General features: G+C 44.6%; 27 protein-coding genes. 12 read left to right on the top strand and 15 right to left on the bottom strand.

Annotated features, from left to right (window positions below):
• The first annotated feature begins 120 nt into the window (after positions 1 to 120).
• The 5 genes from B3P16_RS16600 (at position 121) to B3P16_RS16620 (ending at position 4,569) form a co-directional block, all read left to right on the top strand.
• Positions 121 to 381: a hypothetical protein gene (locus B3P16_RS16600; RefSeq protein WP_115049072.1), complete on the top strand. Its 261-nt coding sequence runs from the start codon at positions 121 to 123 to the stop codon at positions 379 to 381.
• 115 nt (positions 382 to 496) lie between these two features.
• Positions 497 to 1,390 (top strand): helix-turn-helix domain-containing protein, encoded by an 894-nt coding sequence (locus tag B3P16_RS16605; RefSeq protein ID WP_286752114.1) that lies wholly within the window; start codon positions 497 to 499, stop codon positions 1,388 to 1,390.
• Positions 1,391 to 1,476: 86 nt separating this feature from the next.
• The gene (locus B3P16_RS16610; protein WP_286752113.1) at positions 1,477 to 2,706 is read left to right on the top strand and encodes a TCR/Tet family MFS transporter; all 1,230 of its coding nucleotides are present in this window, start codon (positions 1,477 to 1,479) and stop codon (positions 2,704 to 2,706) included.
• 107 nt (positions 2,707 to 2,813) lie between these two features.
• Positions 2,814 to 3,590: an SDR family NAD(P)-dependent oxidoreductase gene (locus B3P16_RS16615; protein ID WP_286752112.1), complete on the top strand. Its 777-nt coding sequence runs from the start codon at positions 2,814 to 2,816 to the stop codon at positions 3,588 to 3,590.
• A gap of 58 nt (positions 3,591 to 3,648) precedes the next feature.
• Positions 3,649 to 4,569 (top strand): helix-turn-helix domain-containing protein, encoded by a 921-nt coding sequence (locus B3P16_RS16620; RefSeq protein WP_286843615.1) that lies wholly within the window; start codon positions 3,649 to 3,651, stop codon positions 4,567 to 4,569.
• Between the two features lie 132 nt (positions 4,570 to 4,701).
• On the opposite strand, the gene B3P16_RS16625 is transcribed toward B3P16_RS16620, so the two are convergent.
• The 8 genes from B3P16_RS16625 to B3P16_RS16660 all read right to left on the bottom strand — a co-directional run bounded on the left by B3P16_RS16625 (position 4,702) and on the right by B3P16_RS16660 (position 11,307).
• Entirely contained in the window at positions 4,702 to 5,310 is a 609-nt protein-coding gene (locus B3P16_RS16625; RefSeq protein ID WP_286752111.1) for a flavin reductase family protein, read from the bottom strand.
• A gap of 17 nt (positions 5,311 to 5,327) precedes the next feature.
• The gene (locus B3P16_RS16630) at positions 5,328 to 6,746 is read right to left on the bottom strand and encodes an SDR family oxidoreductase (RefSeq protein WP_286752110.1); all 1,419 of its coding nucleotides are present in this window, start codon (positions 6,744 to 6,746) and stop codon (positions 5,328 to 5,330) included.
• A 372-nt stretch (positions 6,747 to 7,118) separates the two neighbouring features.
• On the bottom strand, positions 7,119 to 8,111 hold the full coding sequence (locus B3P16_RS16635; protein ID WP_286752109.1) for an ABC transporter permease: 993 nt from the start codon (positions 8,109 to 8,111) through the stop codon (positions 7,119 to 7,121).
• Positions 8,074 to 9,075, bottom strand: a complete 1,002-nt coding sequence (locus B3P16_RS16640) for an ABC transporter ATP-binding protein (protein ID WP_286752108.1) — start codon at positions 9,073 to 9,075, stop codon at positions 8,074 to 8,076. Before B3P16_RS16640 ends, B3P16_RS16635 begins: the two co-directional genes overlap by 38 nt.
• A gap of 21 nt (positions 9,076 to 9,096) precedes the next feature.
• On the bottom strand, positions 9,097 to 9,951 hold the full coding sequence (locus B3P16_RS16645) for an NEW3 domain-containing protein (protein ID WP_286752107.1): 855 nt from the start codon (positions 9,949 to 9,951) through the stop codon (positions 9,097 to 9,099).
• A gap of 208 nt (positions 9,952 to 10,159) precedes the next feature.
• On the bottom strand, positions 10,160 to 10,450 hold the full coding sequence (locus tag B3P16_RS16650) for a hypothetical protein (protein ID WP_286752106.1): 291 nt from the start codon (positions 10,448 to 10,450) through the stop codon (positions 10,160 to 10,162).
• Between the two features lie 76 nt (positions 10,451 to 10,526).
• A complete protein-coding gene (locus tag B3P16_RS16655; protein ID WP_115049056.1) occupies positions 10,527 to 10,973 on the bottom strand; it encodes an Hsp20/alpha crystallin family protein in 447 nt (148 codons plus the stop codon).
• Between the two features lie 190 nt (positions 10,974 to 11,163).
• On the bottom strand, positions 11,164 to 11,307 hold the full coding sequence (locus B3P16_RS16660) for a hypothetical protein (RefSeq protein ID WP_286843619.1): 144 nt from the start codon (positions 11,305 to 11,307) through the stop codon (positions 11,164 to 11,166).
• A gap of 269 nt (positions 11,308 to 11,576) precedes the next feature.
• On the opposite strand from B3P16_RS16660, the gene B3P16_RS16665 reads away from it, so the two are divergent.
• The 3 genes from B3P16_RS16665 to B3P16_RS16675 all read left to right on the top strand — a co-directional run bounded on the left by B3P16_RS16665 (position 11,577) and on the right by B3P16_RS16675 (position 14,131).
• Complete coding sequence (locus B3P16_RS16665; protein WP_070561216.1) at positions 11,577 to 12,224, top strand: hypothetical protein; 648 nt, start codon at positions 11,577 to 11,579, stop codon at positions 12,222 to 12,224.
• Positions 12,225 to 12,484: 260 nt separating this feature from the next.
• Positions 12,485 to 13,060: a Crp/Fnr family transcriptional regulator gene (locus B3P16_RS16670; protein WP_286752104.1), complete on the top strand. Its 576-nt coding sequence runs from the start codon at positions 12,485 to 12,487 to the stop codon at positions 13,058 to 13,060.
• Between the two features lie 63 nt (positions 13,061 to 13,123).
• A complete protein-coding gene (locus tag B3P16_RS16675; protein WP_286752103.1) occupies positions 13,124 to 14,131 on the top strand; it encodes an NAD-dependent epimerase/dehydratase family protein in 1,008 nt (335 codons plus the stop codon).
• A 95-nt stretch (positions 14,132 to 14,226) separates the two neighbouring features.
• Here the strand turns inward: B3P16_RS16675 and B3P16_RS16680 are convergent, their stop codons facing one another.
• Both B3P16_RS16680 and B3P16_RS16685 read right to left on the bottom strand, forming a co-directional pair.
• A complete protein-coding gene (locus B3P16_RS16680; RefSeq protein WP_286752102.1) occupies positions 14,227 to 16,359 on the bottom strand; it encodes an ATP-binding protein in 2,133 nt (710 codons plus the stop codon).
• Between the two features lie 146 nt (positions 16,360 to 16,505).
• Entirely contained in the window at positions 16,506 to 18,833 is a 2,328-nt protein-coding gene (locus tag B3P16_RS16685) for a GAF domain-containing protein (protein ID WP_286843622.1), read from the bottom strand.
• Between the two features lie 295 nt (positions 18,834 to 19,128).
• Here B3P16_RS16685 and B3P16_RS16690 point away from each other — a divergent pair, with 295 nt between their 5' ends.
• From B3P16_RS16690 to B3P16_RS16700, 3 genes are all read left to right on the top strand, one after another.
• Positions 19,129 to 19,458, top strand: coding sequence for an ArsR/SmtB family transcription factor (locus B3P16_RS16690; RefSeq protein ID WP_286752100.1), 330 nt, complete (start codon positions 19,129 to 19,131; stop codon positions 19,456 to 19,458).
• Between the two features lie 80 nt (positions 19,459 to 19,538).
• Positions 19,539 to 20,012 (top strand): DUF6428 family protein, encoded by a 474-nt coding sequence (locus B3P16_RS16695; protein ID WP_286752099.1) that lies wholly within the window; start codon positions 19,539 to 19,541, stop codon positions 20,010 to 20,012.
• Between the two features lie 18 nt (positions 20,013 to 20,030).
• Positions 20,031 to 20,645, top strand: a complete 615-nt coding sequence (locus B3P16_RS16700) for a low molecular weight phosphatase family protein (protein WP_376749786.1) — start codon at positions 20,031 to 20,033, stop codon at positions 20,643 to 20,645.
• A 38-nt stretch (positions 20,646 to 20,683) separates the two neighbouring features.
• Here the strand turns inward: B3P16_RS16700 and B3P16_RS16705 are convergent, their stop codons facing one another.
• Genes B3P16_RS16705 through B3P16_RS16720 form a run of 4 tightly spaced genes read right to left on the bottom strand, consistent with a single transcriptional unit; the run spans position 20,684 to position 23,879 of the window.
• A complete protein-coding gene (locus tag B3P16_RS16705) occupies positions 20,684 to 21,358 on the bottom strand; it encodes a phosphatidate cytidylyltransferase (protein WP_286752097.1) in 675 nt (224 codons plus the stop codon).
• Positions 21,359 to 21,365: 7 nt separating this feature from the next.
• Positions 21,366 to 22,076 carry a phosphatidate cytidylyltransferase gene (locus B3P16_RS16710; protein WP_286752096.1) on the bottom strand — a complete coding sequence of 237 codons (711 nt, stop codon included), beginning with the start codon at positions 22,074 to 22,076 and terminating at the stop codon, positions 21,366 to 21,368.
• Between the two features lie 2 nt (positions 22,077 to 22,078).
• On the bottom strand, positions 22,079 to 22,660 hold the full coding sequence (locus B3P16_RS16715; protein ID WP_286752095.1) for a CDP-alcohol phosphatidyltransferase family protein: 582 nt from the start codon (positions 22,658 to 22,660) through the stop codon (positions 22,079 to 22,081).
• A gap of 1 nt (position 22,661) precedes the next feature.
• A complete protein-coding gene (locus B3P16_RS16720) occupies positions 22,662 to 23,879 on the bottom strand; it encodes a hydroxymethylglutaryl-CoA reductase (RefSeq protein ID WP_286752094.1) in 1,218 nt (405 codons plus the stop codon).
• A gap of 126 nt (positions 23,880 to 24,005) precedes the next feature.
• Here B3P16_RS16720 and B3P16_RS16725 point away from each other — a divergent pair, with 126 nt between their 5' ends.
• The gene (locus B3P16_RS16725; RefSeq protein WP_286752093.1) at positions 24,006 to 24,959 is read left to right on the top strand and encodes a hypothetical protein; all 954 of its coding nucleotides are present in this window, start codon (positions 24,006 to 24,008) and stop codon (positions 24,957 to 24,959) included.
• 23 nt (positions 24,960 to 24,982) lie between these two features.
• On the opposite strand, the gene B3P16_RS16730 is transcribed toward B3P16_RS16725, so the two are convergent.
• Positions 24,983 to 25,891 (bottom strand): SMP-30/gluconolactonase/LRE family protein, encoded by a 909-nt coding sequence (locus tag B3P16_RS16730; RefSeq protein WP_286752092.1) that lies wholly within the window; start codon positions 25,889 to 25,891, stop codon positions 24,983 to 24,985.
• Positions 25,892 to 25,985: the final 94 nt, after the last annotated feature.

Here is a 25,985-nt window from a genome sequence, read left to right on the forward strand (position 1 = left end):
GTAATTCGTTATAAAAAAAGTATGAAATAGGCGCTTGGTTAGTGCTCGATTAACATACTTCTTGGGATATTCGTATTGGCGTAATTGCTGTATTTTAAAAATTTTAGAGGATCTATATTTATGCAAGGCACAATTGATGGGATAAGCGGGGAACCACATCGTTCACAGGTGTTCCGTTTAACATATAAAGGACAGGATTATCAGCTGGTGTTGTTGAAAAAGTCTTTATCAAAGCTCGATACGGAATTGCCCATTCTGCTCGATGGAATTGAGCAAAATCTGGTAAAAAGAGGTGATCACTGGTTTTTTGAAAACAGGCATTCAGATCAGCATTTTGCGACAGAGATTTGGCGCAATTTATCCCTTCGATATCGGCTTTAGTACAAATTGTCGTCCTTTTAGGGGAGTCCCTGCTACCTAATTTCGTGTTGTCATCTGCTTCTGATTTGTGTCGCTCAAAATACGGATCACAAAATATATTTTTTAATATTTGTACATGGCTTTATTTATAACACTCGATAACGTTTATCAATTATATCCTATTGATCCTTCAAAAAAGACAGACGGTATCGTTGTATTCCATCAATTGGCCGGATCAAGTGCGGGGTATACCGAGCATAGCCGGTTATTTGACGGATTGTTACTTGGTTTCATGCTAAAAGGAGCTATGAATATGCAGATCCATTTCCTGGATTACGAAATAAAGGCCGGTGATATAGCTGTTTTACCACCGCAGTTATTAATGGATACAAAATACCTGAGTGACGACGCAGAGATCGTCACCATTGGAATCTCGCTAGATTTTATGTCCGCATTTCCAATGTTGCGTGAATTTGTAATGAATGATCAGCTACGCTGGCAACCTGTAGTTAGGCTTCAAGAGGACGAAGGTAGATTGCAAAATGAACTGATAACTTTGATAAAAGGATTTTACAATAAAAAGCCAAGCCCGAATAAAGCCGAAATGCTTAGACATCTGGTCATGGTAATGATCAATATGATCTCCGAATTGTATTCAGAGCTGCCCAATTCCAAGAGTTTACCAAAAAGCCGTACACACGAGATTATCGATGATTTCTATCAATTAATTTTAAAACACACCAAAGAACACAGAAACGTTAATTTTTACGCGGAGAAATTGCATTTAACACCACAGTATCTTTCCACCTTCCTGAAGGAAAAAACGGGTAGATCGGTAGCGCAATGGGTTGACCATATATTGATCTTGGAAGCTAAGACGCTCCTTAAATCGACCAACCTATCGATCAAGGAAATCACCAATGCGTTAAACTTTGGCGAGACCAGCATCTTCTGTCGGTATTTTAAAAGAATCAGTGGGGTTTCTCCAACATCCTATCGGAATCAAAAGAACATAGCTAAACTTCCATAGGTAATCGACAAATCACCTTAAAAATTGCACGTAAATCCCATTAAGGTGTCAATGCCTACTTTTTTGACGCTGTCTATTTTTATGCCATGAAAAAAACAGCAAAAAAAGCAGCCGTTGGTTTTATATTTATCACGTTGCTAATTGATATTACAGGTTGGGGAATTATACTTCCCGTTGTACCTAAACTTGTCGGCGAACTTATCCATGGTGACATCACTGAAGCGGCGACATATGGTGGTTGGTTGGGTTTTGCCTATGCTTTCACCCAGTTCATATGTGCACCGATGATCGGCAATCTCAGTGACAGGTACGGAAGACGTCCGATCCTGTTAATTTCGCTCCTGGGATTTGGATTGGACTACCTCTTACTTGCATTGGCCCCTTCTATTGGTTGGCTATTTGTCGGACGCATCCTAGCGGGCATCACTGGAGCCAGCATATCCACAGCAAGTTCATATATTGCCGACGTGTCTACGGATGAAACCAGAACGAAGAATTTTGGTTTAATAGGTGCCGCATTTGGTCTGGGATTTATTATAGGGCCGGTACTGGGAGGCTTGCTCGGGCACTATGGTGCGCGAATTCCTTTTTATGTTGCATCGGTTCTCTGTTTATTGAACTTCATCTATGGTTATTTCATTCTTCCCGAAAGTTTGGACGAAAACAAAAGACGACCCTTTGAGTGGCGACGCGCAAATCCGATCGGATCACTAAAATTGCTGGCAAAACATCCAAAAATTTCAAGTTTAGTAATTGCATTAATTTTGGTCTATATCGGACTCCATGCCGTACAAAGTAATTGGCATTTCTTTACCATGTATAAATTTGATTGGTCGGAAAGAATCGTAGGTATGTCATTAGGTGTACTGGGGCTTTTACTTGGATTAGTCCAGGGTGTTTTGATCAGATGGACCACGCCAAAATTAGGGGAGCAAAAAAGTATCTATTATGGCTTGATTTTTTATGCACTGGGTTTATTCCTGTTTTCTTTTGCAGCGGAAGGCTGGATGATGATGCTGTTTCTTATTCCTTATTCATTGGGTGGCATCTGTGGGCCTTCACTTCAGTCGATGATCAGCAAAAGTATCCCCTCAAATCAACAGGGAGAGCTTCAGGGTGCATTAACAAGTCTGGTAAGTGCAACTTCAGTCATTGGGCCGCCTATGATGACTAATCTTTTTTACTACTTTACACATGATAAAGCACCGTTTAAGTTTTCAGGTGCTCCGTTCTTGTTGGCCTCTATGTTGATGATGCTAAGTGCTATGATCATCTATTATACGTCAAAAAAAAGCAAACCATCACCTGCGTCATAGCTGAATTTGCATCTACCCTTAATTTGGTTAGAAATTTCCTCAATTCGACTACAATTGACCATCTGTAGATGGTGAACTTTGTCCTATTAAATTTAAAATAATGAGATATGCAGACAAATGAAATAAAAGTAGCCCTTGTTACGGGCGCCAATACAGGTGTTGGTTTTCAGATAGCCAAAGCTCTTGCTGAAAATGGATATGATGTGTTTGTTGGATCGCGAAATTTACAAAAAGGGGAAGATGCCGCCAACCGGATAGGATTTAAAACACAGGCTATTCAGCTGGATATTACCGACACCAACTCAATCAAGAATGCAGTAAGCAGAATAGAAAATGATTTTGGGTATCTTACTTTGCTGGTCAATAATGCCGCGATTTCAAACGCTGGAACTCCCGGTCGCACCATGTGGGAAATTCTTAGTGCCCAGAAAGCAAGCGTTGCATCAATAGATGAAATGCGTCAGGTCTGGGAAACCAATGTCTTTGGCACCCTTGCCATAACACAGGCATTGTTACCCTTACTGCGGAATGCGAAACAATCAAGAATCGTAACGGTTTCAAGTTCCCTAGGTTCACTAACGCTGAATGCCGATCGGGACAATACCTTTCGTAGTGGATTTGATGCGGTATATGGGGCTTCCAAAACAGCGTTGAATGGAGTTTTCCTTTCTCTTGCAAATGAGTTGGAAAATACAAATGTTAAGGTAAATCTGGTAAGTCCGGGCTTTACAGCTACAGCCCTGAATAACTTTGAAGGGACGGATACGGTAGAAGAAGGGGCACTTGAGCCGATACGCGTTGCGCTCGCAGAAGATATTCCCAATGGGAGCTTTACGGGACCGGCTACTTACCGAACAGAACAAGGCGGTCAAGTTCCCTGGTAGAATCACCGATTCAAAGACCTGTAATCATGCGTTACAGGTTTTTTTATAAATTTATACTATGAAAAAGAAAGACGGTAAGTTAAGGCGCTTTATATCCATATCAGAGAGTCATGAAGCTTTTGGCCTGCCAAAACCACAGCATCCCTTGATTAGTCTGGTTCATTTTAATCAGGACAACCCATTCAATACCGATATGGCTCCAATCTATGATGTCCTCAGTTTCTACAAAATAACGTTTATAACAAAAAATAGCGGAAAACTCAAGTACGGTAGGGGTTATTATGATTTTAATGAAGGAAGTATGCTTTTCTTTGCACCCAATCAATTGGTGGGTAGCACAGAATATAATAAGGATACCTATGCCTATCTGCTGCTGATTCATCCTGACTTTTTCCTGGGTTCTCCCTTAGCACATAAAATTAGAAAGTACGGCTATTTTACCTATTCTGTGAATGAAGCGTTACATTTATCTGATCAGGAAAGAGAAACGATGATAGCTATCTTGAACATCATGAAAAATGAACTGGACAATCGGATAGACGAATTTAGCCAAGAAGTCATTATTTCCCAGATTGAGTTAATGCTGAGTTATGTCAACCGATTTTACAAGCGACAGTTCATTACTCGGAAAAATGTAAACAATGATATTTTACAGAAGGCAGAGGCGCTGTTAGATGATTATCTGAACAATGATAATTCGGTTGTTCGAGGTGTTCTAACTGTACATTTTCTTTCGGAACAGTTGAATCTCTCTGCAGGTTATTTAAGCGACATGCTACGTGCGCTCATTGGTCAGAATACCCAGCAGTTTATCCACAATAAACTTATTGAAAAAGCCAAAGAGAAATTATCAACAACACAACTTACGGTAAACGAAATCGCTTATGAACTGGGGTTTGAGCATGCCCAAAGTTTCAGCAAACTTTTCAAGAAGAAAACTGCTCAAACGCCACTGGAATTTAGGGGCATGTTTAATTGAATGAATTTGACGGGACATTTGTATGCACATTAATCCACGTTGGATCGCATTATCTTCCGTGCGGCGGAATAAAGTCTTCATAAAAGTCGGATAATCTTTTTCGCTCTGATGGAAATTCTAGCCCAAAGTTACCTAAGGCTTTGCATAAGGTAACCTTTCGATGCGGCTTGTGGTATGATAACTATCTAGACCGCTGGTGGTAACGGTCCCGGCTTCTTCGATATCAATATAGCCATCCTCTTTTAAATAGTTGTCCGGTACCAAAACAGCCTTGATCTGACCAATGACCAATGTCGTCCCATTCAGCTCAATGGCTGTTTTCTGAACAAAACTGCAGGCGAATTTTATTTTACTTTCTTGGACAAAAGGCGCCGGAATATTTTCCAGATATTCAGGGGTAAGTCCAACCTGTTCAAATTCGCTAACACCTTTTGGGTATTTGGCACTGCATTGATGCGCCTGATGTACAAATGCGGGGGAGACATGGTTGACGGTATAACATCCCTGATCCAATATATTCTCCAGTGTGCTGCTAAAATCTGTTGCCGGCCGGAGTATGATACCGCAGAGTGCCGGATCTGCCCCAAGGTGGAACAAACTGCTGAAAGTGGCCAGATTTTCACTGCCGTCCCTGTTTTTTGTACCGATCAATACCAGGCTTTTAAAGCCGCCCAGCGAGTTGATAAAATTAGCTCTGTATCTTCTTTCAAATGCCGCAATGGCCTGTTCATTATAAATCATAGTGTATGAATACTTTTTTAAGTGTTAGCGATCCTGTTGATCATGCCCTTAAATATGAAGCCGTGAAAAGGCCATACGGCATACCAATAGAGCCTTCCGGCGATGCCTAGCGGTCTGAAGGTCGCGGTCTGGACCAGGATATTATCTTCGATTTTAAATTCTAGCCATGCTTCTCCCGGGAGTTTCATCTCTGCATAGAGCAGCAGCCGTTTCGTTTTTCGATCTGCGATCAGCACGCGCCAAAAATCAAGTGCATCGCCGGCTGCGAGGTCACTTTTATTTTTGCGTCCCCGACGCATGCCTACTCCGCCGACCAGTTGATCCATGAAGCCCCGGATTTTCCAGAGCCAGTTGCCATAATACCAACCCGAATTGCCGCCAATGGACCAGATTTTGGTCAATGACGCTTCACTGTCAGGAAGCGGGGCTGTACGGACATCCTTAAAGCAGCCATAGCTGGGCACTTCCAGCAGCCGGGTAAGCCCGCCCGATAAAATTTTACTGGTCTGTGCGTCTTTCCAGCTGGACACCACGTTGTCGCTTTCAATTTTTTGAAAAGCTAAGCGGATGGATGCACGGTAGCTGATCAGCTGGATGCCGAGTTCTTCGGCTAGATGATTTGGTTGACAGACCACTTCCACTTTCATGCTGTCGACCAAGTTTTTGGCCAGGTTATAGGACGTCGAAGTCACAAAATAGAGCCAGTAGGAGGAGAGCCGCGGCGTCATGAGCGGGATCACAATGATATGCCGGCTGAGTTTCCGCTCCGCAGCATATTGCAGCAGCATTTCTTTATAGCTGAGGATGTCGGGACCGCCGATGTCATAGCTTTGGTTAAAAGTCTGCGGTCTGGCGATGACCCCGATCATAAATTCGATCACATTGCGTATGGCGATGGGCTGACATTTTGTTTTCAGCCATCTGGGGGTAATCATTAGGGGAAGTTTTTCCACAAGGTCGCGGATGATCTCGAAAGATGCGCTCCCCGAGCCAACGATGATACCGGCGCGCAGCGTGGTGATCGGAATGCGGCCGCTTGCCAGGATGTTTTCAACGTTCCTTCTTGAGTCGAGATGCTTCGATAAGTGATCTGAATTAACTATTCCGCTCAGATAAATGATCTGCTGCGCGTTGGTTTTTTCAATAAAGTTCCGGAAGTTGGTCGCACATTGGGCTTCCATCTGCTGGAAATCACCGGATTGCGTAGCCATTGAATGAATCAGGAAATAAGCGATATCAATTTCAGCCGGAATATTTCTCAGGGTCTCCTGATCTAAGAAGTCAACTTCGATAACTTCAACAGCTGCCGGGATGGCTGAGGTATCAAAACGATTCTTATCTCGTACACAGCAGATCACCTCATGGCCCTGCTCCAGCAGCACTGGCAGAAGACGTTTTCCGATATACCCGGTAACACCGGTCAAGAGAATTTTCATAGCCTGATTTCTTAAGTGCAGCTGTTTATTTTATTATATACAAATATACCAAAACTGGAGCTAATTTGTTTTTATATGGTATATTTTTATTCTATTATTTTCGTGTCATCTTTTCTATTAACCTGTGCGCGATACTGTGGTTCTTTGACTTGATGTCGCCTTTCTATTATCATGTGAACGCCCCTGTTGCTCTTTGACTTGATGTCGCCTTTCTATTATCGTGTGAACGCCCCTGTTGCTCTTTGACTTCTTCAGAGCGGACAAATTAATGACCGGACGGAAGGGCTGAAAGGAAATAAAAAAAAGGCGCACGGGAGGGTGCGCCTTACAGTTTATGAATACAGTTTTGATAAGCTGCTTTGGTTGAGGTTCTTAACTTCTGATTTCCCGCCGCATAAAAATGTAATAAGACCAGGCAAAACAGATCATCATGGCTGCGCTGAGTCCACTGATCTGGGGCCATACCATGAGAAAACTTTCCCGAAAGGAGAGTGGCGAAGGGATGGCACCGACCATCTGTTCCATCGAAATGGGACCCAGGCTGCGTACCGAAGGCATCAATAGGGTGGTGGTTGCATCGGTGTAGAGCTGGCTCGGCGATAAGCGAAGTAGATTTAAGATGAGCTCGTTATAGCCAATATATTCCTGCTCAGAAATATAACTGGGGTTGGGCAAAAAGGGACGTATTGCCAGGTTGACCAGAATAGGGAAAAATACCGTAAAAAACAACCAGATGCCGATCGCGGTAAGTGCTGAGGTCGCAGGCTGGCGAAAATGGATCGACAGCAGGATGGAAAGGCTCAGCCAGAAGGCAACATACAGTACACTGATCAGGGTGAAACCCAAAATACGTACCAATTCCTGCGGTTCTATCCGTACACCAGTGCCCAGGAGACCGCCACCGATCATCAGCATGACCAGTGCAACAAATAATGTACCCACCACGGCCAGTGGTGCAAGAAATTTGGCGAACAGGAGATTGTCACGGTAAATTGGCTGCGCCAGCAAACGGGTGAGTGTCCCTTGGTTATATTCCGCGTTGACGGCATCGAAACCTAAGGCTATTCCCAACAAGGGTGCTAAAAAGTTTAAAAAAACATGAAATGGCGGAATAGAATTATCCGTTATGGTCAGTAGCTTTAAATATAAAAATGACTGATCGGGATCGCGCATATTGCTGACAGCATCTTTGAGCCCCATGGATGATACGTAGAGGGAGGCGCCGAAGGTCAGCACGATGAGTAGGATCAGGATAATAAAGCGCCAGCTCCGGATATGCGACGCAATTTCTTTGCGGACCAGCACCTGCATCGGTATGGCTGGCCGCTTATTGATATCTTTTGAAGAAACCGTTGGATTTTTCATAGACAGTATCTGTTGTTATGCTATTCTCAAAATAGGTGTTATAAATATCGTCGAGCTGATAGTCGTTGCGGTTCACCGATACAATATCGGCGCCATTGTTTACCAGCAGGCGCACGGCCATTGCTGTTGTATCGCTGTCGGTCATTAGCTCGATCGTGGCCCCATTGACCCTAAGATCACGGAGTCCGGGCAGGGTTTTTAATGCTTCTTCAAAGTGTATGATATCGTCCTGGGCATGCTCAAGGGTAATAACTGTGTTGATGCCTTTCTGCTGCTGTAAATTTTGGGATAGGCTTTCGATAGATCCTTCGACCAGCAGCTTTCCGCCAACAAAAATACCCACCCGGTCGCATACACGCTGCACCTGGTGAAGGTGATGTGAAGAAAGCAGTACAGTAAGGTTGTGTTCTCTGCTGAGCTGTTTGATGAGTTCGAGGAATTCGTCAACACCTTTGGGATCAATACCCAGTGTTGGCTCATCAAGGATGGCAACCTCGGGAGCCTTGATCAGTACTTCAGCCAAACCTAGCCGTTGTTTCATCCCACGGGAAAACGCGCCAGTTTTTTTATGCATTTCCCGTTCGAGTCCCACGACATGTAACATGTCTTTTGCAGCAGCTTGGGCATGGGATTCTGTTAGTCCATTTGACCGGGCAATGAAGCTTAGGTTTTCCAGCGCGGTCATATCCGGGTAGAAGCCTACATTGTCAGGCAGGTAGCCGACTTTGCGTTTCACCGCGATCGGATTGCGCGTGGCATTATGTCCACAGACAAAGGCTGTGCCGGCTGTGGGTTCGGTCAGCCCCAGCATCATGAGAATGCTGGTGGTCTTTCCGGCGCCATTGGGGCCGAGCAGACCAAAGATCTCTCCGGGATAAATGTGCAGGTCCAACTGGTCTACGGCGGTTACTTTGCCATAGCGTTTTGTTAGTCCTGTCAATTGAATGATAGGATCCTTCATCATGATAATCTTTTTGTTGCGCCCTTATCTGCGGCCGTATTTGCGGATGAGAAAATACACCAAACCAATGGCCAAAACGATGACCAGCATGCCGATCCAGCCAGAAAGCAAAGAGGTCTTCACAATCATACGGAATGAAATGTCGGCGTTGCTATTGGATGACTTGATCTCAAATTTTGCCGCATAGTCACCGGCGATGGTTTTGTCGGGAACTTTGAGGTTGACTTTGACGTCGATAGATTTACCTGCTTCGAGCTGTTTGATGTTCGAGGGTTCGAAGCTTGCTTCCCATCTGCTGGGTAATTGGGACGTCAGTTCCAAAGCATTGAGTGGCAGGGTGCCCGTGTTCTTGACTTTAAGTAGAATTTCCTTGCTGCTGCCGGATACGACTTCGTCGCTCAGCCGCCCGCTGGGGGTGGTCAATTCAAGGGCATAGGAGCCTTTAACGACTGCTTCGAGATCAAGCTTTAAGGTGTCGGTCGGGGAGATTGCCCGTACCGGAATTTTATATTTATCGGGCTTGGCCGTGATCGGACAGCTGATTTCAATGCTGATTTCCTGGGCTTTATTGGGTTGCATCTGCAGGGAAGTCACCTGCGACCCTTCTACGCGGTAGCTGATCTGCCATCCATCAGGCAGCTGGGCATTCAGATTGTAGTTAACCAATTGGGCGGATCCATTGGTCAGGGTCGTTGTATAACGAAAAGGTTCGTTGCTGGGTGCTTCAATATTGATGAGCCTCGCTTCGAAACCGGATTTAAGGGGCTTTGCGGTTTGCCCAGATAGATTGAAACTGTTGGCCAGCACAACAAGTGCGATAAAAAATGGCCTGAAAGAAAAACGTCGTTCTGTGTTTGTAATTAGTAATTCTGTTAACATGATCCAATAACTAAAATTTATATTTAAATAGAATATTAGCTTTTAAAAAATGTTGGTTTGGGCAACAGGTGCCTTTTTGAAAACCGTGCCCAAATTAAAAATCAATTTGATAAAAATCAAGATTGAAATAAAAAAAATAATGTAAAAAAAATGTGTTTAAACGGTCTAAAAGCTGGTAGTTGACGGTAAATGTCGTTGCAGGCTGACATCAGTCAAAGTTGATTGAGCGGAAGGTCTTCTTGATGATCATCTTGGTATTCTCGGCCAATTCATCCAGTGTACAGTGTATGGACCGCAACTGCGTCTTCGGAATTGCGGTGTCGTTCAGCAGAAGATTGATGCGCAGCCGTCTGCTATCGGAGGTTTCGTGCTCACCGAGCAGTTCATCAAATAGTTCATGAATAATCTTTTCACAGCTGTTTTTGTCAAAACTGGCGATCGTGATGTAACGTCCGTGGCAGTACATCTGTATTTCAATATAGTAATTCGACGTTTTCATAGTCCGGGGATTAAAGACTGAAAAATAGGTTAGCCTCCATGGGAGGCTAACCAAGTTATTGCTGCTAGCTGGATTTTTAGGATATTTCGATCATCCGCGGTTCCTTCTGTTTGGCTTCTTCTTTCTTTGGTATTGTCAATCGGAGCATGCCATTTTCATAGCGTGCCTGGATATTGTCCTGATCGACAACCTCCTTTTGAAGTTCGAAGCTGCGCTGAAAAGATTGGTAGCTAAACTCACGGCGTGTATAGTTGTCTTTATGTTCCTCGTTTTCTTCTTGCTTAGCCGAAGATATGGTCAGGAGATTGCCGTCGAGTGTGACCTTGAAATCGTCTTTGGCCATACCGGGTGCAGCGACCTCCACTTCGAAAGTGTCTCCGTTTTCCTTAATGTTGACTGCAGGAACAGTGGTACTTGTTGATGAATAGTTTTTGTTGTCCCAGTTTAAAAGCTCACGGTTAAAATTATCAAACATGGGCGAAAAAAGTGAAAAATTGTTCCAGTTTCTTTTTGCAAGTTTCATAGTAACCTCCTTTTAATGAAGTATAACAATAATCTACTAATTGCCAGTCGGCCGACTGTATTAAAAATTGCACAAAAAAGATACCGAGTTCAAAAAACTGATTTTTTTTCACGAAAACTGTCAGATTTTACATGAAAAATTGACAGCAATAGTAGAATCTTCGACAGCATAGTGCTAACTTTAATTTTTTTCAAATGATATCCAACTCAACCTTGTCTTTCTCAATCTTGACTTTTAAACTGGATGTGCTGTCGTGTATTTTGCCGGTAAAGGGGCTGATCAATTGACGTAGCGGCAACAAGCCGAGGTGCCTAGCGTTTGATGGAGGCGACATTGACCATTCCTGAACAAGCCAGTCTGGACGCTAAAGCGATTGAAAGACCAACCGGACCAAGTTAATGACCGTGGCCTGGTATGTGAGGGGGTATGGCTGCCGTTAAGACATTTTTAGGCCAATTGCTGTCGGAAATGCTTGAAAATACAACGAATTGTAAATGAATGCTGTCGGATATTAGATGGAAGAATATAGCCGCTATAAAATCAGTAAATTCGAGGAAAATTGAACGATCGTTATCGCTCAATGACATCTTAAAAACAATCATAATGAGAAAATATTTGTGTATAATACTTCTTTTTATAGCCGCAGCAGGTAGTCTGCGTGCCCAGACGGTGACAACTAAATTGGTTCCGCTCCGTTTAGCGGCAAGCTTCGAACGTGTAAAAGAATCCCTTCCAAATATGGCCGGCCAGTTTGTGGACAGCAAAATGAAAATCACAGCCCTGGAAAGTACAGATTCCACGGCCAGCTTTGAAATTGAGGAGCAGGGAATAAGTATTGAGACGGTTGTGGATAACGAAAAAGACTATAATAAACTGGTCGCGGCAGCAGCGAAAGATGTTTCCAAACCAAGTATTCATCTGCTGTATACGTATACCCTAAAGAATAAAAAATTGAAAGTGCCGCCGCCGAGAAAAATCTTTTTCGCTCCGGAGTACGGGGTACTCTGGACCTTGATCGTAAAAAAAGTGGCCGAAAAGGAAACCGAAATTGCCCTGCACTACAAATCGCTATCGCCTGCATTCGCCGAGAAAATCGAAAGCGAATTTGAAACCGATTCCTATTACAACCACAAAATTGTAAAAATAGCCGTCAATGATAAGCGCATGCGTCACCTGATCAACGAAGTTTTGATCAATCAGATGCATGTCGACAGGGACTATCCCGCGCCAACGTATCCCGCGCGCAATTAATGATGGCTGGGCCGCTTATCGTTCATGTCGGTTTATTGCTCTTTATTGTGCCAAGCTTGCTGTAATTTTTGGCTTTCGCCAGCAAGGAATACCGGGCATAAAAGTCCTGATGCAGGATTTATTTACTAATTTTATTAGTATATTAATCGTTTTTAGTATATTTGTTTGGTTAATGGGCGATACCCAGCGATGCGACACTCAAGCACAGGAAATGGCAGGTGTACGTATGAAAGGATTGGGAGACGATTAAAACAGATAAAATGCACGTAAAGTTTATTCAGCTGATCAAACAACACAGCCAGCTATCGGAATCCGAGATTGAGCTGCTCAAAACGTATATGGAGCCTGTGCGCTATGCTAAGCATCAGCTCATTGAAGAAGAGGGAAAGGTACCGGCTTACCTCTATTTTGTGGTGTCGGGCTTTGTTCGTCTGTTCCATTACAATGATAAAGGCGATGAACTGACGACACATATCAACTGCCCGCCGGGATTTATCTGCTCTTACCAAAATTTCAGCAACCAGACCTGCACCGAAGAAAATCTGGAAAGTATAACCGACTGCGAACTGCTACGCATCAGTAAGGCAAACCTCGATCTGCTTATGCTGCAATCGCCTGATTTTAAAGATTTTAGCATGTATGTGTTTCAGCAAGCTTTGAGTTACAATGAGAAGAGATCGAAAGAGCTAGCCACGCTTACGGCTGAAAAACGTTACCTCAAACTCATGGCCGAGCAGCCGGAGTTGCTGCACAATGTACCCATGCAATATATCGCATCTTTCCTCGGTATGAACCCCAAAAGTTTGAGCCGAATCCGCAAACAGATCATTAGGTAACATTTGTGAACTGGTTTTGAATGGCCAAAGCAGAACTTTGTGCTATCATTTAAAATCAAACACATGACAACAAAAACACTGGTATTGGTGTCGGGTGCAAATGGGCACCTGGGAAATAACCTGGTCAGACTGCTGCTCACAAAGGGTTTTCAGGTACGCGCTTCTGTGCGAAATCTCGATAACAACGCTGCATTGAAAAACTTGCCTTGCGAACTCGTATCGGCAGATATCACCGATAAGGCCTCTTTTGTCAGGGCGCTCCAGGGCGTGGATACGTTCTATGCCGTGGGGGCGGCTTTTAAGCTATGGGCCCGCGATCCGCAAAAGGAAATCTACGACGTGAATATGCAGGGTACCCGCAATACCATCGAAGCCGCCGCAGAGGCAGGCGTCAAAAAAATCATCTATGTAAGCTCTATTGCTGCACTGGATTACACGCATACGCCCACAAAGGAGAGCAACGGTTACAACCCCGACCGGCGGGATGCCTACTACAATTCCAAAAACGATGGCGAAAAGCTGGCCTTTAAACTGGCGGTCGAACTGGGCATCGAGCTGGTGTCGGTCATGCCCGGTGCCATGATTGGCAGTGAAAGCTCCCTGCCCCTCAACGTTTCCTACGATGTGCTCCGCCTTATTCTGACCAAGCAGATTCCTGTCGATACCGGCATCGCCCTCAATTGGGTGGACGTCAAGGATGTCGCCGAGGGCTGCTACCTCGCCGCCCTCCACGGAAAAGCAGGCGAACGTTATATTTTGGCCAATGAAAAGTGTATGACGATAACCGATACGACCAAATGGGCACAGAAACTATATCCCGAATTAGGGCTCAAGATTCCCGCAGCCGTTCCCAAAATGTTGCTTTATGGAGTAGCAGGACTTATGGAGCTCGCAGGATGGTTGAAAGGTGCGGCGCCAACGATTACCCGCAAAGATATTGCGATGTTTTCGGGGCTGCAGCAGGATTTTGATATCAGCAAAGCGCGCACGGAACTTGGTTTTAATCCCAAAAGCAGCGAACAGGCCGTACGTGAGGCATTGGCCTACCTGATGGAACATCGAATGGTTTAAAGCGACTTAGACTTTGTTTTAAGCCGAAGCAAACGCATATCCGATGTGATATCGAATTGCTTAAATTTGGATAAAACCTTGACTCGTACCTTTATTTAAAGGCTTTCATCAGGATGCGGTTCGGCATGCGGTATGGTAAACCAGAAATTGCTGCCTTGGCCGGGACTGCTGTCTACACCGATCTCACCACCATGGCGCTTGACAATTTCTGCCGAGATATACAGCCCCAGTCCGAGGCCGGAATATTTCTTGCCATCGGGATAGACCCTGTAATAACGCTCGAAGATCTGCTGCTGTAGCTCGGCTGGAATGCCTTCGCCATAATCCCTTACATTGATCTTAACAGATCGGGGAAGCTGCTCGATCCGCACGTCAATGGTATGCGAAGCCGGTGCATATTTGATGGCATTGTTGATCAGGTTGGAGACCACCTGTTCGATGCGCTGTTCATCAGCATGGAGCCTGGCCTCGATGTCGCCCTCCAGGTTGAGCTGGTGCTTGCCAATCATATTGATGTCGCTAAAGCAGGAGCGGATCATCTTGGCTGCTGCAAAAGTTGTGGTATTCAGTTCGAGCTGCCCTAGGCTGATGCGGTGCATATTCAACAGGTCATCTACCAGTGCCGTTATTTTTTTGATGCTAGCGCCCGACATGTCAATAAGTTTGCCGATGGTGGCATCTGCCGATTTGTCTTTCAGCATCTCCAGCATCTGTATTGTCCCCCGAAGGCTGGTAATGGGGGTTTTGAGCTCGTGGCTGGCGATACTCAGAAAATCTTCTTTTTGCGCCTCGTAATTTTTGCGGGTGGTTACATCGACCGTTACCCCGATCAGATCGATTGGGGTGCCTTCGGCATCATAGTGGGTCAGTCCCGAGGAATTGATCCAATGGAGCGAACCATCTGGCCAGCGGGTCATATATTCGGCCTGATAGGTAATCTTTTTGGCAATGGCTTCCTCCACTTTTTGCTGCACCATATCGCGGTGTTCGGGGATAATCGCCTGAATGAAGTCGTCAAATTCAAAGGTCTCATTTGGCGGTAGGCCAAAATGGCCTTTACAGGTAGCTGAAGCCTGGTTTTTCCAGTTTTGAATATCCAGGTGATAGGTGCCCAGTTCGCCGGCTTTGAGGGCCATTTCCAGCTCCTGGTTGAGCCCTTCCAGATGGTTGTTCTGCCGGATACGCTCGGTCACCTCGTTGGCGATCACAATAATGGATTCTGTTTTTCCGTCTTCGCCTTTGACCGGTTCGTAAATAAAATCAAAATAATGGGTGCTTACTATTCCATCCTCTTCTAATTCCACTGGAGCCGTATCACCGATATAGGCTTGTCCGCTCGTGAAAACAGTATCGAGCAGATTAAAATAAGGCTGGCCTTCGAGCTCGGGCAAGGCTTTTGCCAGTGGCAAGCCTACCACGGCATCGGTTTTACCCCATATATGGAGCACCTTATCGTTGGCGACCTCGATCTTCATTTCGCGGCCCGTTAGAATGGCAAAGGCGATGGGTGCTTTGGTGATAAAGGATTTCAAGCGCTGCTCGTTCTTCTTGAGGTTTTTGTTGAGCAGCAGGGTCACATCGTACGATTTGAAAAGCATGCTATTGGTCTGGGTAAGCTGCGCATTGGCAGCTTCAAGCTCGCTGTTGAGATCGAGCAGCCGCTGCTGCATATTGGCCAGATGGGTATTGACGGCGGCAACCTCTTCGATCTTCGCTAGTGCTGATTGGCGCAAAGCGACCTGATCCATAGCTGTTTGGGCAAAGGAGGCCAGCTTGTCCCGTTCGGCTTCGTTAAACTCGCGCGGCTGATGGTCGGCAATGCTGAATGTGCCGATCAGAAATCCATCGGCTGTCACTAGCGGGGCACCGGCATAGAAGCGAAGGGTTTGGCTTTCGATCCAGCTGCGATCTCCGGTCCAGGCTTTTTCGCGTAGCAGATCTTCGATCACCATCACCTGCTGATGTTCAATGGTACTGGAAAAAAGGCTATTCGCGCGGTTGATAGGCTCAGCCTGGTCGATGCCCAAGCTGGATTTAATAAAGATATGATCAGCACCGACAAAGGTGAGCAACAGCGCTGGCACCTGAAAAACCTGTGCAGCTAGCTGCAGCAGGCCATCAAAAATGCTTTCGGAAGGACTATCAATAATATCGTAGCGCTGTAATTCCGCTAGCCGATCCATTTCCCTACCGTTTACAGCAGCTTCGTTGAATGCGTTTTCTATCATATGGCCCGATCAATCTTTGAGGTAAAGATAACCCAATCTCGGCGAAATTGCTATTGCAATGCAATAATTTTTCCTTATAAAATAAAAAAAAGCTACCGTTTACTTTTCGGTAATCAAACCTATTCCAAAGGATCGTTGCTGTTTTCTTATTGTTCCTGAAATTGAAAGCCTACACGAATCGCTTTCAGGCCTACTAGGCCCTGGAGATCCTCCACCTCAAACTGTTCAATTTCATTCGTCAATAAGCCCTTGTGTTGAAGTAGGTTGATGTAGCCTAGGTACTCTGTCTCTTCATGTACATTGGAGTAAACAATGACCAGTTTACCTTTTTGGGTAATGCGTTCTGTCGAACCTTTGATCTTGGCTTTGTCGATCCGTTTCTTGGCAATTTCATAGCGCACATTGTAGGAGCCATCAATATCGAACTGCTTCTCGTCCATGCGAAAGCGGATGGAAATGGGCGTGGCAAAAACCAATATCAGGGAGGTTACCTCGAGCAGGTGGGGCAGTGAGGGTTGCAGCTGCCTAAATTCCTGTTCCATTGCACACATCACCTGCAGTTGCCACAGGCGTAAATTGCGCAGATAATACAGCTCAAAATTCCGGTCCGGAGCAATGGATGCCCCGATATACATATTGTGCTCGATACCATCTGTCTTGTAGCGCTCGTAGTAATGTGGAAAGTACTGTTGGGCTTCCACCTGCTTCTCGTCGAGGATGGCCACCAGCTTTTTGTTGATCAGCGTGATGGAGTTGTCATAATCCTGACGGGCCTCATAAAAACCGCCGATGGACAGGTTGATCCGCTCAAAATAACGGTCTATGGACTCTGTGGCGAGGCTATTTGTGTTATTCTTTCTGAAATTCTCCAGAATAGGATGGATATCCTGGTTAAAATAATCGAGCATAAGCTGTTCCGTATCCGTCAGCAGCCCATGTTGCAGCGTCGTCAGATTTCGTTCCAAATCGAATATTTTCTGCTCAAATAGGGGTAATGGCTGCGTCTGGTTGACCGCCGTAAACAGCGCGATAAGCTCCTCTCTCTGATTGATCAGATCTTGCCGGATGGCCTGATTTCGGGATTCGGAGGAGCCCTGTACGTCGATTTGTCCATATAGCGGATAAACATGGTCAAAGACGATTTCCTGCAGGGCATAGTCTTTGCCGAAGGCGCGGTCGTTGAGGAAATGGATGGCTTCTTCCTGAAACCGCCATTTGACACTCGGGTGGATCGATGTATATTCTTTTTGGATCACCGCTTCAATCTGGTTTTCAGTTTCGGAAAATGCTTTCGAAACTTTATCCTTTATAAAGGGCAAGATGAAATTGAGCTTGTTGGCATTGACCGAATTGAGTTCGCGTACCCTGGAGGAAGACATTTCCAGTAAACCCAGCACTTTGTCGCCCTCGATCAGGGGAACAAAAATAAAGCTCTTTACATTTTGCTGCTTCAGCTTATTGATAAAAAAGGCCTGTTTTGGATCAGCAATCGGCAGTTTGTCAATATCCGGCACAACAAGGTATTCGTCCTTGCTGAGCATGCGCTCCAGGGTCTCGCTGCAGAGCATGCTTTCACACTCCTCGATGGTCGAATCGTAAAGTAGATGACTGTACAGCTGTTTTTCGACAAGCCGTAAGTTGTACTCGTCCCTGACTTTTTCAAAGGAGGTGAGTCCGATCCGCAGATCATTTATTTTATAAATCGACCTGAAGATGCTTTCTATTTCCGCCATTTGGATCGCACTTTTTTCGCGCAGCAGATTGCTCTTGAAGCTCGATACCGCATTTTCAATGGTGGCATCGAAGAGCGTCATAATGGAAAAGCCCTTCAGGATCCAGCTCTGCTCGGGGAATTTGGACTTCCATAAGGCAATATCTGAAAAGTTGTCGACCAGTTCGGTAATATCTTCTGCCGAAAGGTCGATAGCCTGTTCTGTCGGAAGGACATCGATAAAATCGGCATTGAAGAGGACGCGGTAATGATGAATGATATTATTCTTGTCTGGAATATCCAAAAAGAGCGGGGCATCCATAGCATCCACCTTAAAGCCATAATATTGACTGATGATGACGCAGCAATTGAGGATATAATAGGTGTCGGGCGAGATGTCGCGCAGACTAAATTCATAGTGATCGCCGGCGTCCTGTAATATTTTTTCCAGTCTTGCGGTATGGTTGAACGTATAGAGATGGAAGGGAATGGTAATGGCCTTGATCTCATTATGCGTCAGTGAGCTTGGAAACAGATCTGCCAGCAGCACCTTGATGATAGGCTCGTATCGCAGCAGGTCTTCGGCTTTTTCGACCCCCTCGATAAGTTCGGGGTATTTGCTGATTTCTTCCAGCAGCGATCGGGCGTAATTAGCCTGAAAGCCAACCGGCGATAGGGCCGCTGCTTCAAAAGAGGGTATAATCTTATGAAAAGCGATCAGGGTTTTAAACGGACTGGAATCAAAGGCGAAATTAAACTGCATAATGGTTGTTCCCGACTAAATTAGATTATTGCTGGAAGATGTACAAAAATATAAAATAATCAGCGAAAAGAAAATCCAAAGCGCAAGGCTAAAAACGTTGTACTTTGGATTTTTCGGATGGGTCCGTCATCGGATGCGACGTAAAGCAAGATAGATGGTAGTTGCCGTTTTCATTATTGCCATACCTAGAATGGTGGTGGATTGCTGATGGGTAGGGTAGGCTACAATAAATAGGATGCGGAAATTTGGATTCGTTAAATTAATATCGTAATATTGCGATGTATTAATTTGCAATATGGGAATTACGAAAACAGAAATTTACACCGACGAGCAGAATAAACTGGCTTCATTCCTAAAGGTCTTAGCACATCCGGCACGGATAGCAATTCTTCAGTACATCATAAACCAAAAGGCATGTATTTGTAACGATTTGGTTGAGGAATTGGGATTGGCACAGGCGACGATATCGCAGCACCTGAAAGAGCTTAAAAATATAGGCATCATCCAGGGTACCATAGCGGGAAAATCAGTCTGTTATTGCATTGACGAAAATGTGTGGAAGCAAACCCAAGGTGTACTGAATACATTCTTTAACCAGGATGTAAAAGTAAAAGGATGCTGTTAGTGCATTTTTTTTGGCAATACGTATCGTAATATTGCGATATATTATTAATAAATAGCGCGTTCATTTTAAATTGAATTATTATGAGATTATCAGAAATTAAAGAAATCCTTCCAACCTTAACAAATGTTGAGTTTCAATTGGAAAACGGCAATTTTGTGCCCGAGCATTTCCATGTGACCGAGGTTGGTCAAATCACTAAGAACTTTATCGATTGTGGTGGCGTTGTCCGGAATGAGAGCGTAGTCAACTTTCAATTGTGGAATGCGGACGATTATGAGCACCGTCTCAAACCTGCAAAGCTGCTCCATATCATCAAGCTCTCTGAAGAAAAACTAGGACTGGAAGATGCTGACATCGAAGTGGAATACCAAAGCGATACCATCGGTAAGTACGACCTTGATTTTAATGGGAAAACGTTTATACTGAAAAATAAAACGACTGCTTGTCTGGCGCATGATGCCTGTGGCATACCATCGGAAAAAACGAAGCTGAACCTGGCGCAGCTACCGATAGCGCAACCCTCATGCTGTACACCTGGATCAGGATGTTGTTAAATTGTTGATCATCGCATGATATACCCTAAATTAGCGGATACCATTGAGCAGCTCAATTGGACGCGATTAGATAACGAAGGTAGCAGCACCGTTTTAAAGCCTTTGATCCTTGCTATTCAGGAGAAGGTTGATCAATCGGAGGCTGTAAACCTCAATTTCATCTGTACCCATAATTCAAGGCGCAGCCACTTGTCCCAGGTTTGGACGCAGGTGGCAAGTGCATATTTCAATATTCCAAAGGTATATTGTTATTCGGGCGGTACAGAAGAAACGGCCCTATTTCCTAAAGTAGCGGAGACGTTAGCCGGGCAGGGTTTCCATATCTTTACGGTTTCGGATACCCATAACCCTGTATATGCTATAAAATATGATGACAATGCGCTTCCCGTAATTGGTTTTTCAAAAAAATATGATAGCCCCTTTAATCCGGTATCGAAGTTTATCGCCATTATGACCTGTTCGCAGGCCGATGGGGGATGCCCGTTTATAGCAGGTGCCGATAGAAGGTTTCCGGTTACTTTTGAGGATCCCAAAATCGCTGATGATACGCCCGACCAGACCAGAATATATGCCGAGCGGAGCCTTGAAATTGCAAGGAGCATGTTTTACGTCTTTTCAAAAATCAAGCGATAGCCATGCGATCGAAATTAAAATTTCTGGACGGTTCCGTATCAAGGAAATAAGATATACAAACTGAGTATACTACTGACGGGAATACTTATGTTGTCGTAACCGTCTTTGCTACATGCTTCGGCTATTGTCACGACGAGTGCCAGGGTACATATCATGGTGATTTCGCTTAGGTGCAGGCTTGGCTCATGGAGATAGTGTCCAATTACGATCACTGTAATAAAAGCACATATAAAGAACACGGCGGATCCTACCAGTGTTTTTCGCGCACCGAATAGGCGGTAAGAACCATAAGGCCATTTTTTGCCGGATAATGCCGCCATCGGATCACATAGTGCTAAGGTGAGTAGCGGCAAATAATAAAAAATAGCCCCCTTGCCCAACATGGCCTGGGCGAGAAAGCAGAGATAGACCGCTGCGGGATAGGCTAGGCTACCGACAGATTTTCGGTCGATTGCATGGATCGATTTCAATAAACCGAACTTGATGGATAGCAATAAAATCAAGGCGAACAATCCGCATAGGATAAAAACAGACCAGTGGCTTGTGATCAAAATCGGGAATAATAGGCAGATTATCCCTGTGCCTACATGAACGAGTTTTCGGGTAAACTCGGCTTTAACCTTAAACTGTTTATACAATAGTTCGGCAAGCCCAAATAGCAGCAAGAAGAGGGTAGCTAAGAGAAGCATATTCCATAAATCGTTTTTCATCATCTTGTTTTTAAAGGCAAATGAGCCCATACATGGCTCCGCTGAATATAAAGCTGTCAAATCGGTCTAGTATTCCGCCATGCCCTGGAATGAGGGTACCATAATCTTTAATTCGGCAGATTCGCTTGTACCACGAAGCCAATAGATCGCCCAACAATGCTGAAAAGCAAATAAAAAGGCTAGTCATTAAAGTTTGCATGTCGGACAATTCCATGGAAGGAAAGAGGAACAAGCTGGTACTGCTGACAATGACCAAAGCGCCAACTAAACCCGCAATTGTTTTATTGGGACTAATCGATGGGATAAGTTTTCTTTTGCCGAATAATTGACCGCAGAGCTGGCTGAATCCATCAAAAACCACGACCGTAAAATAGATGAAACAAACCTTTTCTGTCGATGCCCTGTGGCCAAAATTTATAAACGCAGCGATAAGCGCGAGGTAAAGGACTACTACAGAACAAAAAAATAACAGCGACCGTGCTGAAGATAGATGAGCCTTGCCAATTTCGTAAAGACCGACTATTCCAATGCAAATGGCCAAAAGACTGATATAGTCCGTATAAATGGACAAAAAGACAAGGGTCAAAATAAGGAAGTAAAAACCCAGTTTAAGCCAGCGTTCCCTTGCTTGTGCAAGTGGACTATTCCTATTGAGATAGCCAGTGACCAATGCGCCAATGCCAAAAAATAACAACAATATATTCGCTATTAATACATACATGATTAAGCCCTTCTGTGTAATTGGATAAGGAATATACTTTTCAGATTGGATTGCAGCTTCGGGAGGATAATCACGAGCACCAATTCTTCCAGATAGGCCAGATAGCTTACGGCTAACATCAGGTGGAAATAAAAGGCGTTGAATCCGAATACAAAATAACCAAAGATAAATATGCCCTGAAGATAGCCCGTTAATTTATAGGACCATAAGTGGAAGCTGGGAAAGCGTTTAAATCGGATAAGCGCATAGATCTGGGGAATAATCCATAGGACAATGAGCAGGATAAATTCGATTTTATAGGCCATTACAAAGCCTTTTTCCAATGTTATCATGCCGATGAAAGCCATCAGGTATGTGCCGATATCTGCGACAGAATCTAATTTGGCGCCAAATTCCGTCTGAAGGTTAAATAGCCTGGCAATTAGTCCATCGAGGATATCACTAATCAGGTTGATGGATAATAAGAGGATAAAGAGATCCCTGTCTGCGGTGAAAAGTGCATAGCTGATAAAGGGCAATGCCAGTATACGGTAGGCGGAAAGTGCATTGGGCACATTCCATCTGTTTTCTTTTTTAGTTTCCATTTTATAATGATTTTTTTCTGCCAAATTTTTGATGTGCCTGTGTAAACTGACCTGCGGAAAGGGCTGCGGCGATCGATAATTCTCCTGCGAGAACAAGTGCTGCGGCTATTTCAGCATACTTTATGGCGTTCCCTTCGCCATAGCAGTCCATCATTTCCAGGCACTCTCTTTGGGTCGGGAGCTTTGTTCCACCACCGACAGTGCCGACAATAAGATTGGGCAAGGTCACTGCCGCATAGAGTGAACCGTCTTTATTCAGCTCCATGCGGGTGATACCGGTTGCTGCTTCGGCAACACAGGCGACATCCTGACCCGTTGCTAAAAACAAGGCGGCCAATCCATTGGCGTAGTGCCCCTGTGCTCCTATAGCTCCGCTTTGAATAACCCCCATGGTAGATGTACGCCAATAGCGGTCCATCAGTTCGGATGAAGTTTTAAGGACTTCGGACACGATGTTGGCCGGTAGTGTTATTTCGGCAGTTACCTTTTTGCCCCTAACATGATGGAAAGCCGCGGCGGTTGCTTTTTTATCTCCCGAGCTGTTTCCCTCAATAAACCAGTGACTGGGTTTGATGGGACAAGAGGCCATCATAAATTGGCAGAGAGCCTCTGTGCAGATGGTAACCATATTCTGGCCTGCTGCATCTGCAGTGAAATACTCAAAGGAGATGGTTAAATGATTGCCTTCGATCTGTATGCGGGTATCGGTTAACTTGGCAAAACGGCTTGTACGCCTTACGATTTCCTGAAAGTTTTCTTTCTCTGCGAGGAACCAGGAAACGAAGAGACTCAGATCCTTGATGGTCTCAAATTTGAATACAGGGCTTCTTTGAACCCCTTCTTGCAGACAGATCGATGTTATCCCGCCGGCCATTAAACAGGCTCTGGATCCGCGGTGATAGGATGCAACCAATGCCCCTTCCGTGGTCGCAAGCGGGATATGGTAATTTCCATTGGCCGAAGTTCCATGAACCTGAAGAGGGCCAATGACACCTGTCGGGATTTGACTCATACCGATAAAGTTTTCAATGTTGCCCTGAAAAAGTGCTGGTTCTAGGCGTGTGCCCGTCAAGATCGGGAATTGCTGGCCTGTTGCGCTTTCGAGGTAGCTTGATAATGCTGCGGTGCCCTCATGACTAATTTCGCGCGAAAATGGCAACGTCTTTGACATTTCACTTGGGCTGGCTAAGCCCTCTGGTTTATTTAATACGATTTTCATAACTGGCTTTTAATAAATAAATATCGATTGTCTTCCAAAGTTATTGTGATAATCGCAGTTAAAATTGTGGTAAACAATAATTTAATTTTTTATTTTTGTGATTATCGCAAAAAAAATAGTGAACTTATGTATCAGGAGAAGTTGATTCAGGAAATACAGCGGAAAATCGATCCCGCGAAATCTCTTATCGAGGTGATTGCAGGCGCCCTCGATATTAGTTATGATGCGGCGCACCGCAGAATCTCCATGAAGAGCAAATTTTCAATCGGGGAGACGGTGCAGCTTGCAAATCGCTTTTCACTTTCTTTGGATAAGCTATTTCAGCAAAGTGATCACATCTTAGTGAAAAAAACGCCAGAAATTCAGTCCTTTAATGATCTGTCAAATTACCTGGAGCATTCGTTTAAATCCTTAACGGAGTTTGAACCCAATCTGCAGACTTACCTGTATTACTCGGCTAAGGATATTCCAATCTTTTATACCATCAATACAGGGTTATTGTCCATATTCAAAAAATATGTATGGCTCAATTTATTGGGTTCGGACGGATTGGAACTGTCTTTCGAATCTTTTTTGGCGAATACACCTATCGATGGTAGAGGTCAGAAGCTCCACGATTATTATTCGTCCATCCGGGTGAAAGAGATCTGGAACGATACCACCATTAACAGTACCCTGCAGCAGATCATCTATTTTTCGCAGGCCGGTTTACTGACTGCCGAAAACGGAAAGCTGCTCTGTGAGCAGCTTAAAGAACTGCTATTTTCACTGGAGAAAAGTTGTGTACCAAGCAACGACCATTACCAGCTGTACTACCATGAGTTATTGATTTTAAACAATAATGTCCTTGTTGGAAATAACGACCGGAGGTCACTATTCGTTCCGCATACAATGCTTGGTTATTTTATTACCAATGATAAAGACAGCTGTCAACACGCCTTCCATTTCTATCAGCATCAGCTCAAAAACTCCAGATTGTTAAATACAGCAGGAACGCGGGACAAAAAAATGTTTTTTAATAAGGTGTACCAAAAGATCGACCGCTATAAAGCACAGGTAAGTGTGGATCATGAAATGTAAAGGTTTCGCGATGTTTATACTTATTAATCTACGCCTTTGGTGCGCATGGGGATCCTATAGATGGCTGTTGAGGCGGTTATAAATAAGTCGCTGCGATCTTTGCCTCCAAAACAGACATTGGACGTCCATGGTTCATTTACTTCAATATGTCCGATCAGCAGGCCTGTAGGACTATAGATAAAAACGCCTTTGCCTGTGAGGTAAATATTTCCTTGCTGATCCAAAGTCATCCCGTCAGATCCCTGATCAATAAGTGCCGTCTGTCTGCTGAGTTTGCCGTCAGATTCAATGCTGTACCGGTATGTTTTATTCCGTTCGATATCGGCGACATACAGGTATCTTCCATCGGCCGATCCTACAATGCCGTTCGGTTTGCTTACATCTTCAGCTACTACGATCGGTTTTTTTCCTTTTCCTGGTGGAAGGTAGTAGACTTTCTGCCCAGCGATCTCTGGCTTTTTCCTTGTCCAATAATCGCGCAGATAAAAGGGGTCTGTAAAGTAGATGCCGCCTTTCTTGTCTGCCCAAAGGTCATTTGGACCATTCAGTTTTTTCCCATCAACTGCTGAGAGCAGCACGGTAACCTCTCCATCTTTGCTGATTGACCAGATTTCGTTCTTTTCGTCGGCACAGGCGAGGAGCTGACCCTGATGGTTAAAATACAAGCCATTGGCGCGGCCTGCAGCATCTTTAAAAAGCGTAAGTTGCCCTTTGGTGTTATATTTCCAGATTTTGTTATTAGGCTGATCGGTGAAATAGATGTCCCCGGACTTATCCACTGCCGGTCCCTCGGTAAAGGCAAACTGCCCGGCTATTAATTTCAGGCTGTCCTGATGAAACAATTGCGCGCTGAGGTCTAAACCCTTTAAGGAGAAGAGCACGGACAGTAGGAGTGTCGGCCAATGCCGGCGAGAATGAGCTGAATGGAACATATCACCTAATTTATCAATTTTCGGACAAAAAATAATTTTCTCGGACGCATTAAGTTCGGATAAGTCTTTGGAGGCAAGGGGCTAAAACAAGAAA

The organism is Sphingobacterium sp. UBA7631 (assembly GCF_002483935.1).
GTDB classification, from domain to species: domain Bacteria; phylum Bacteroidota; class Bacteroidia; order Sphingobacteriales; family Sphingobacteriaceae; genus Sphingobacterium; species Sphingobacterium multivorum.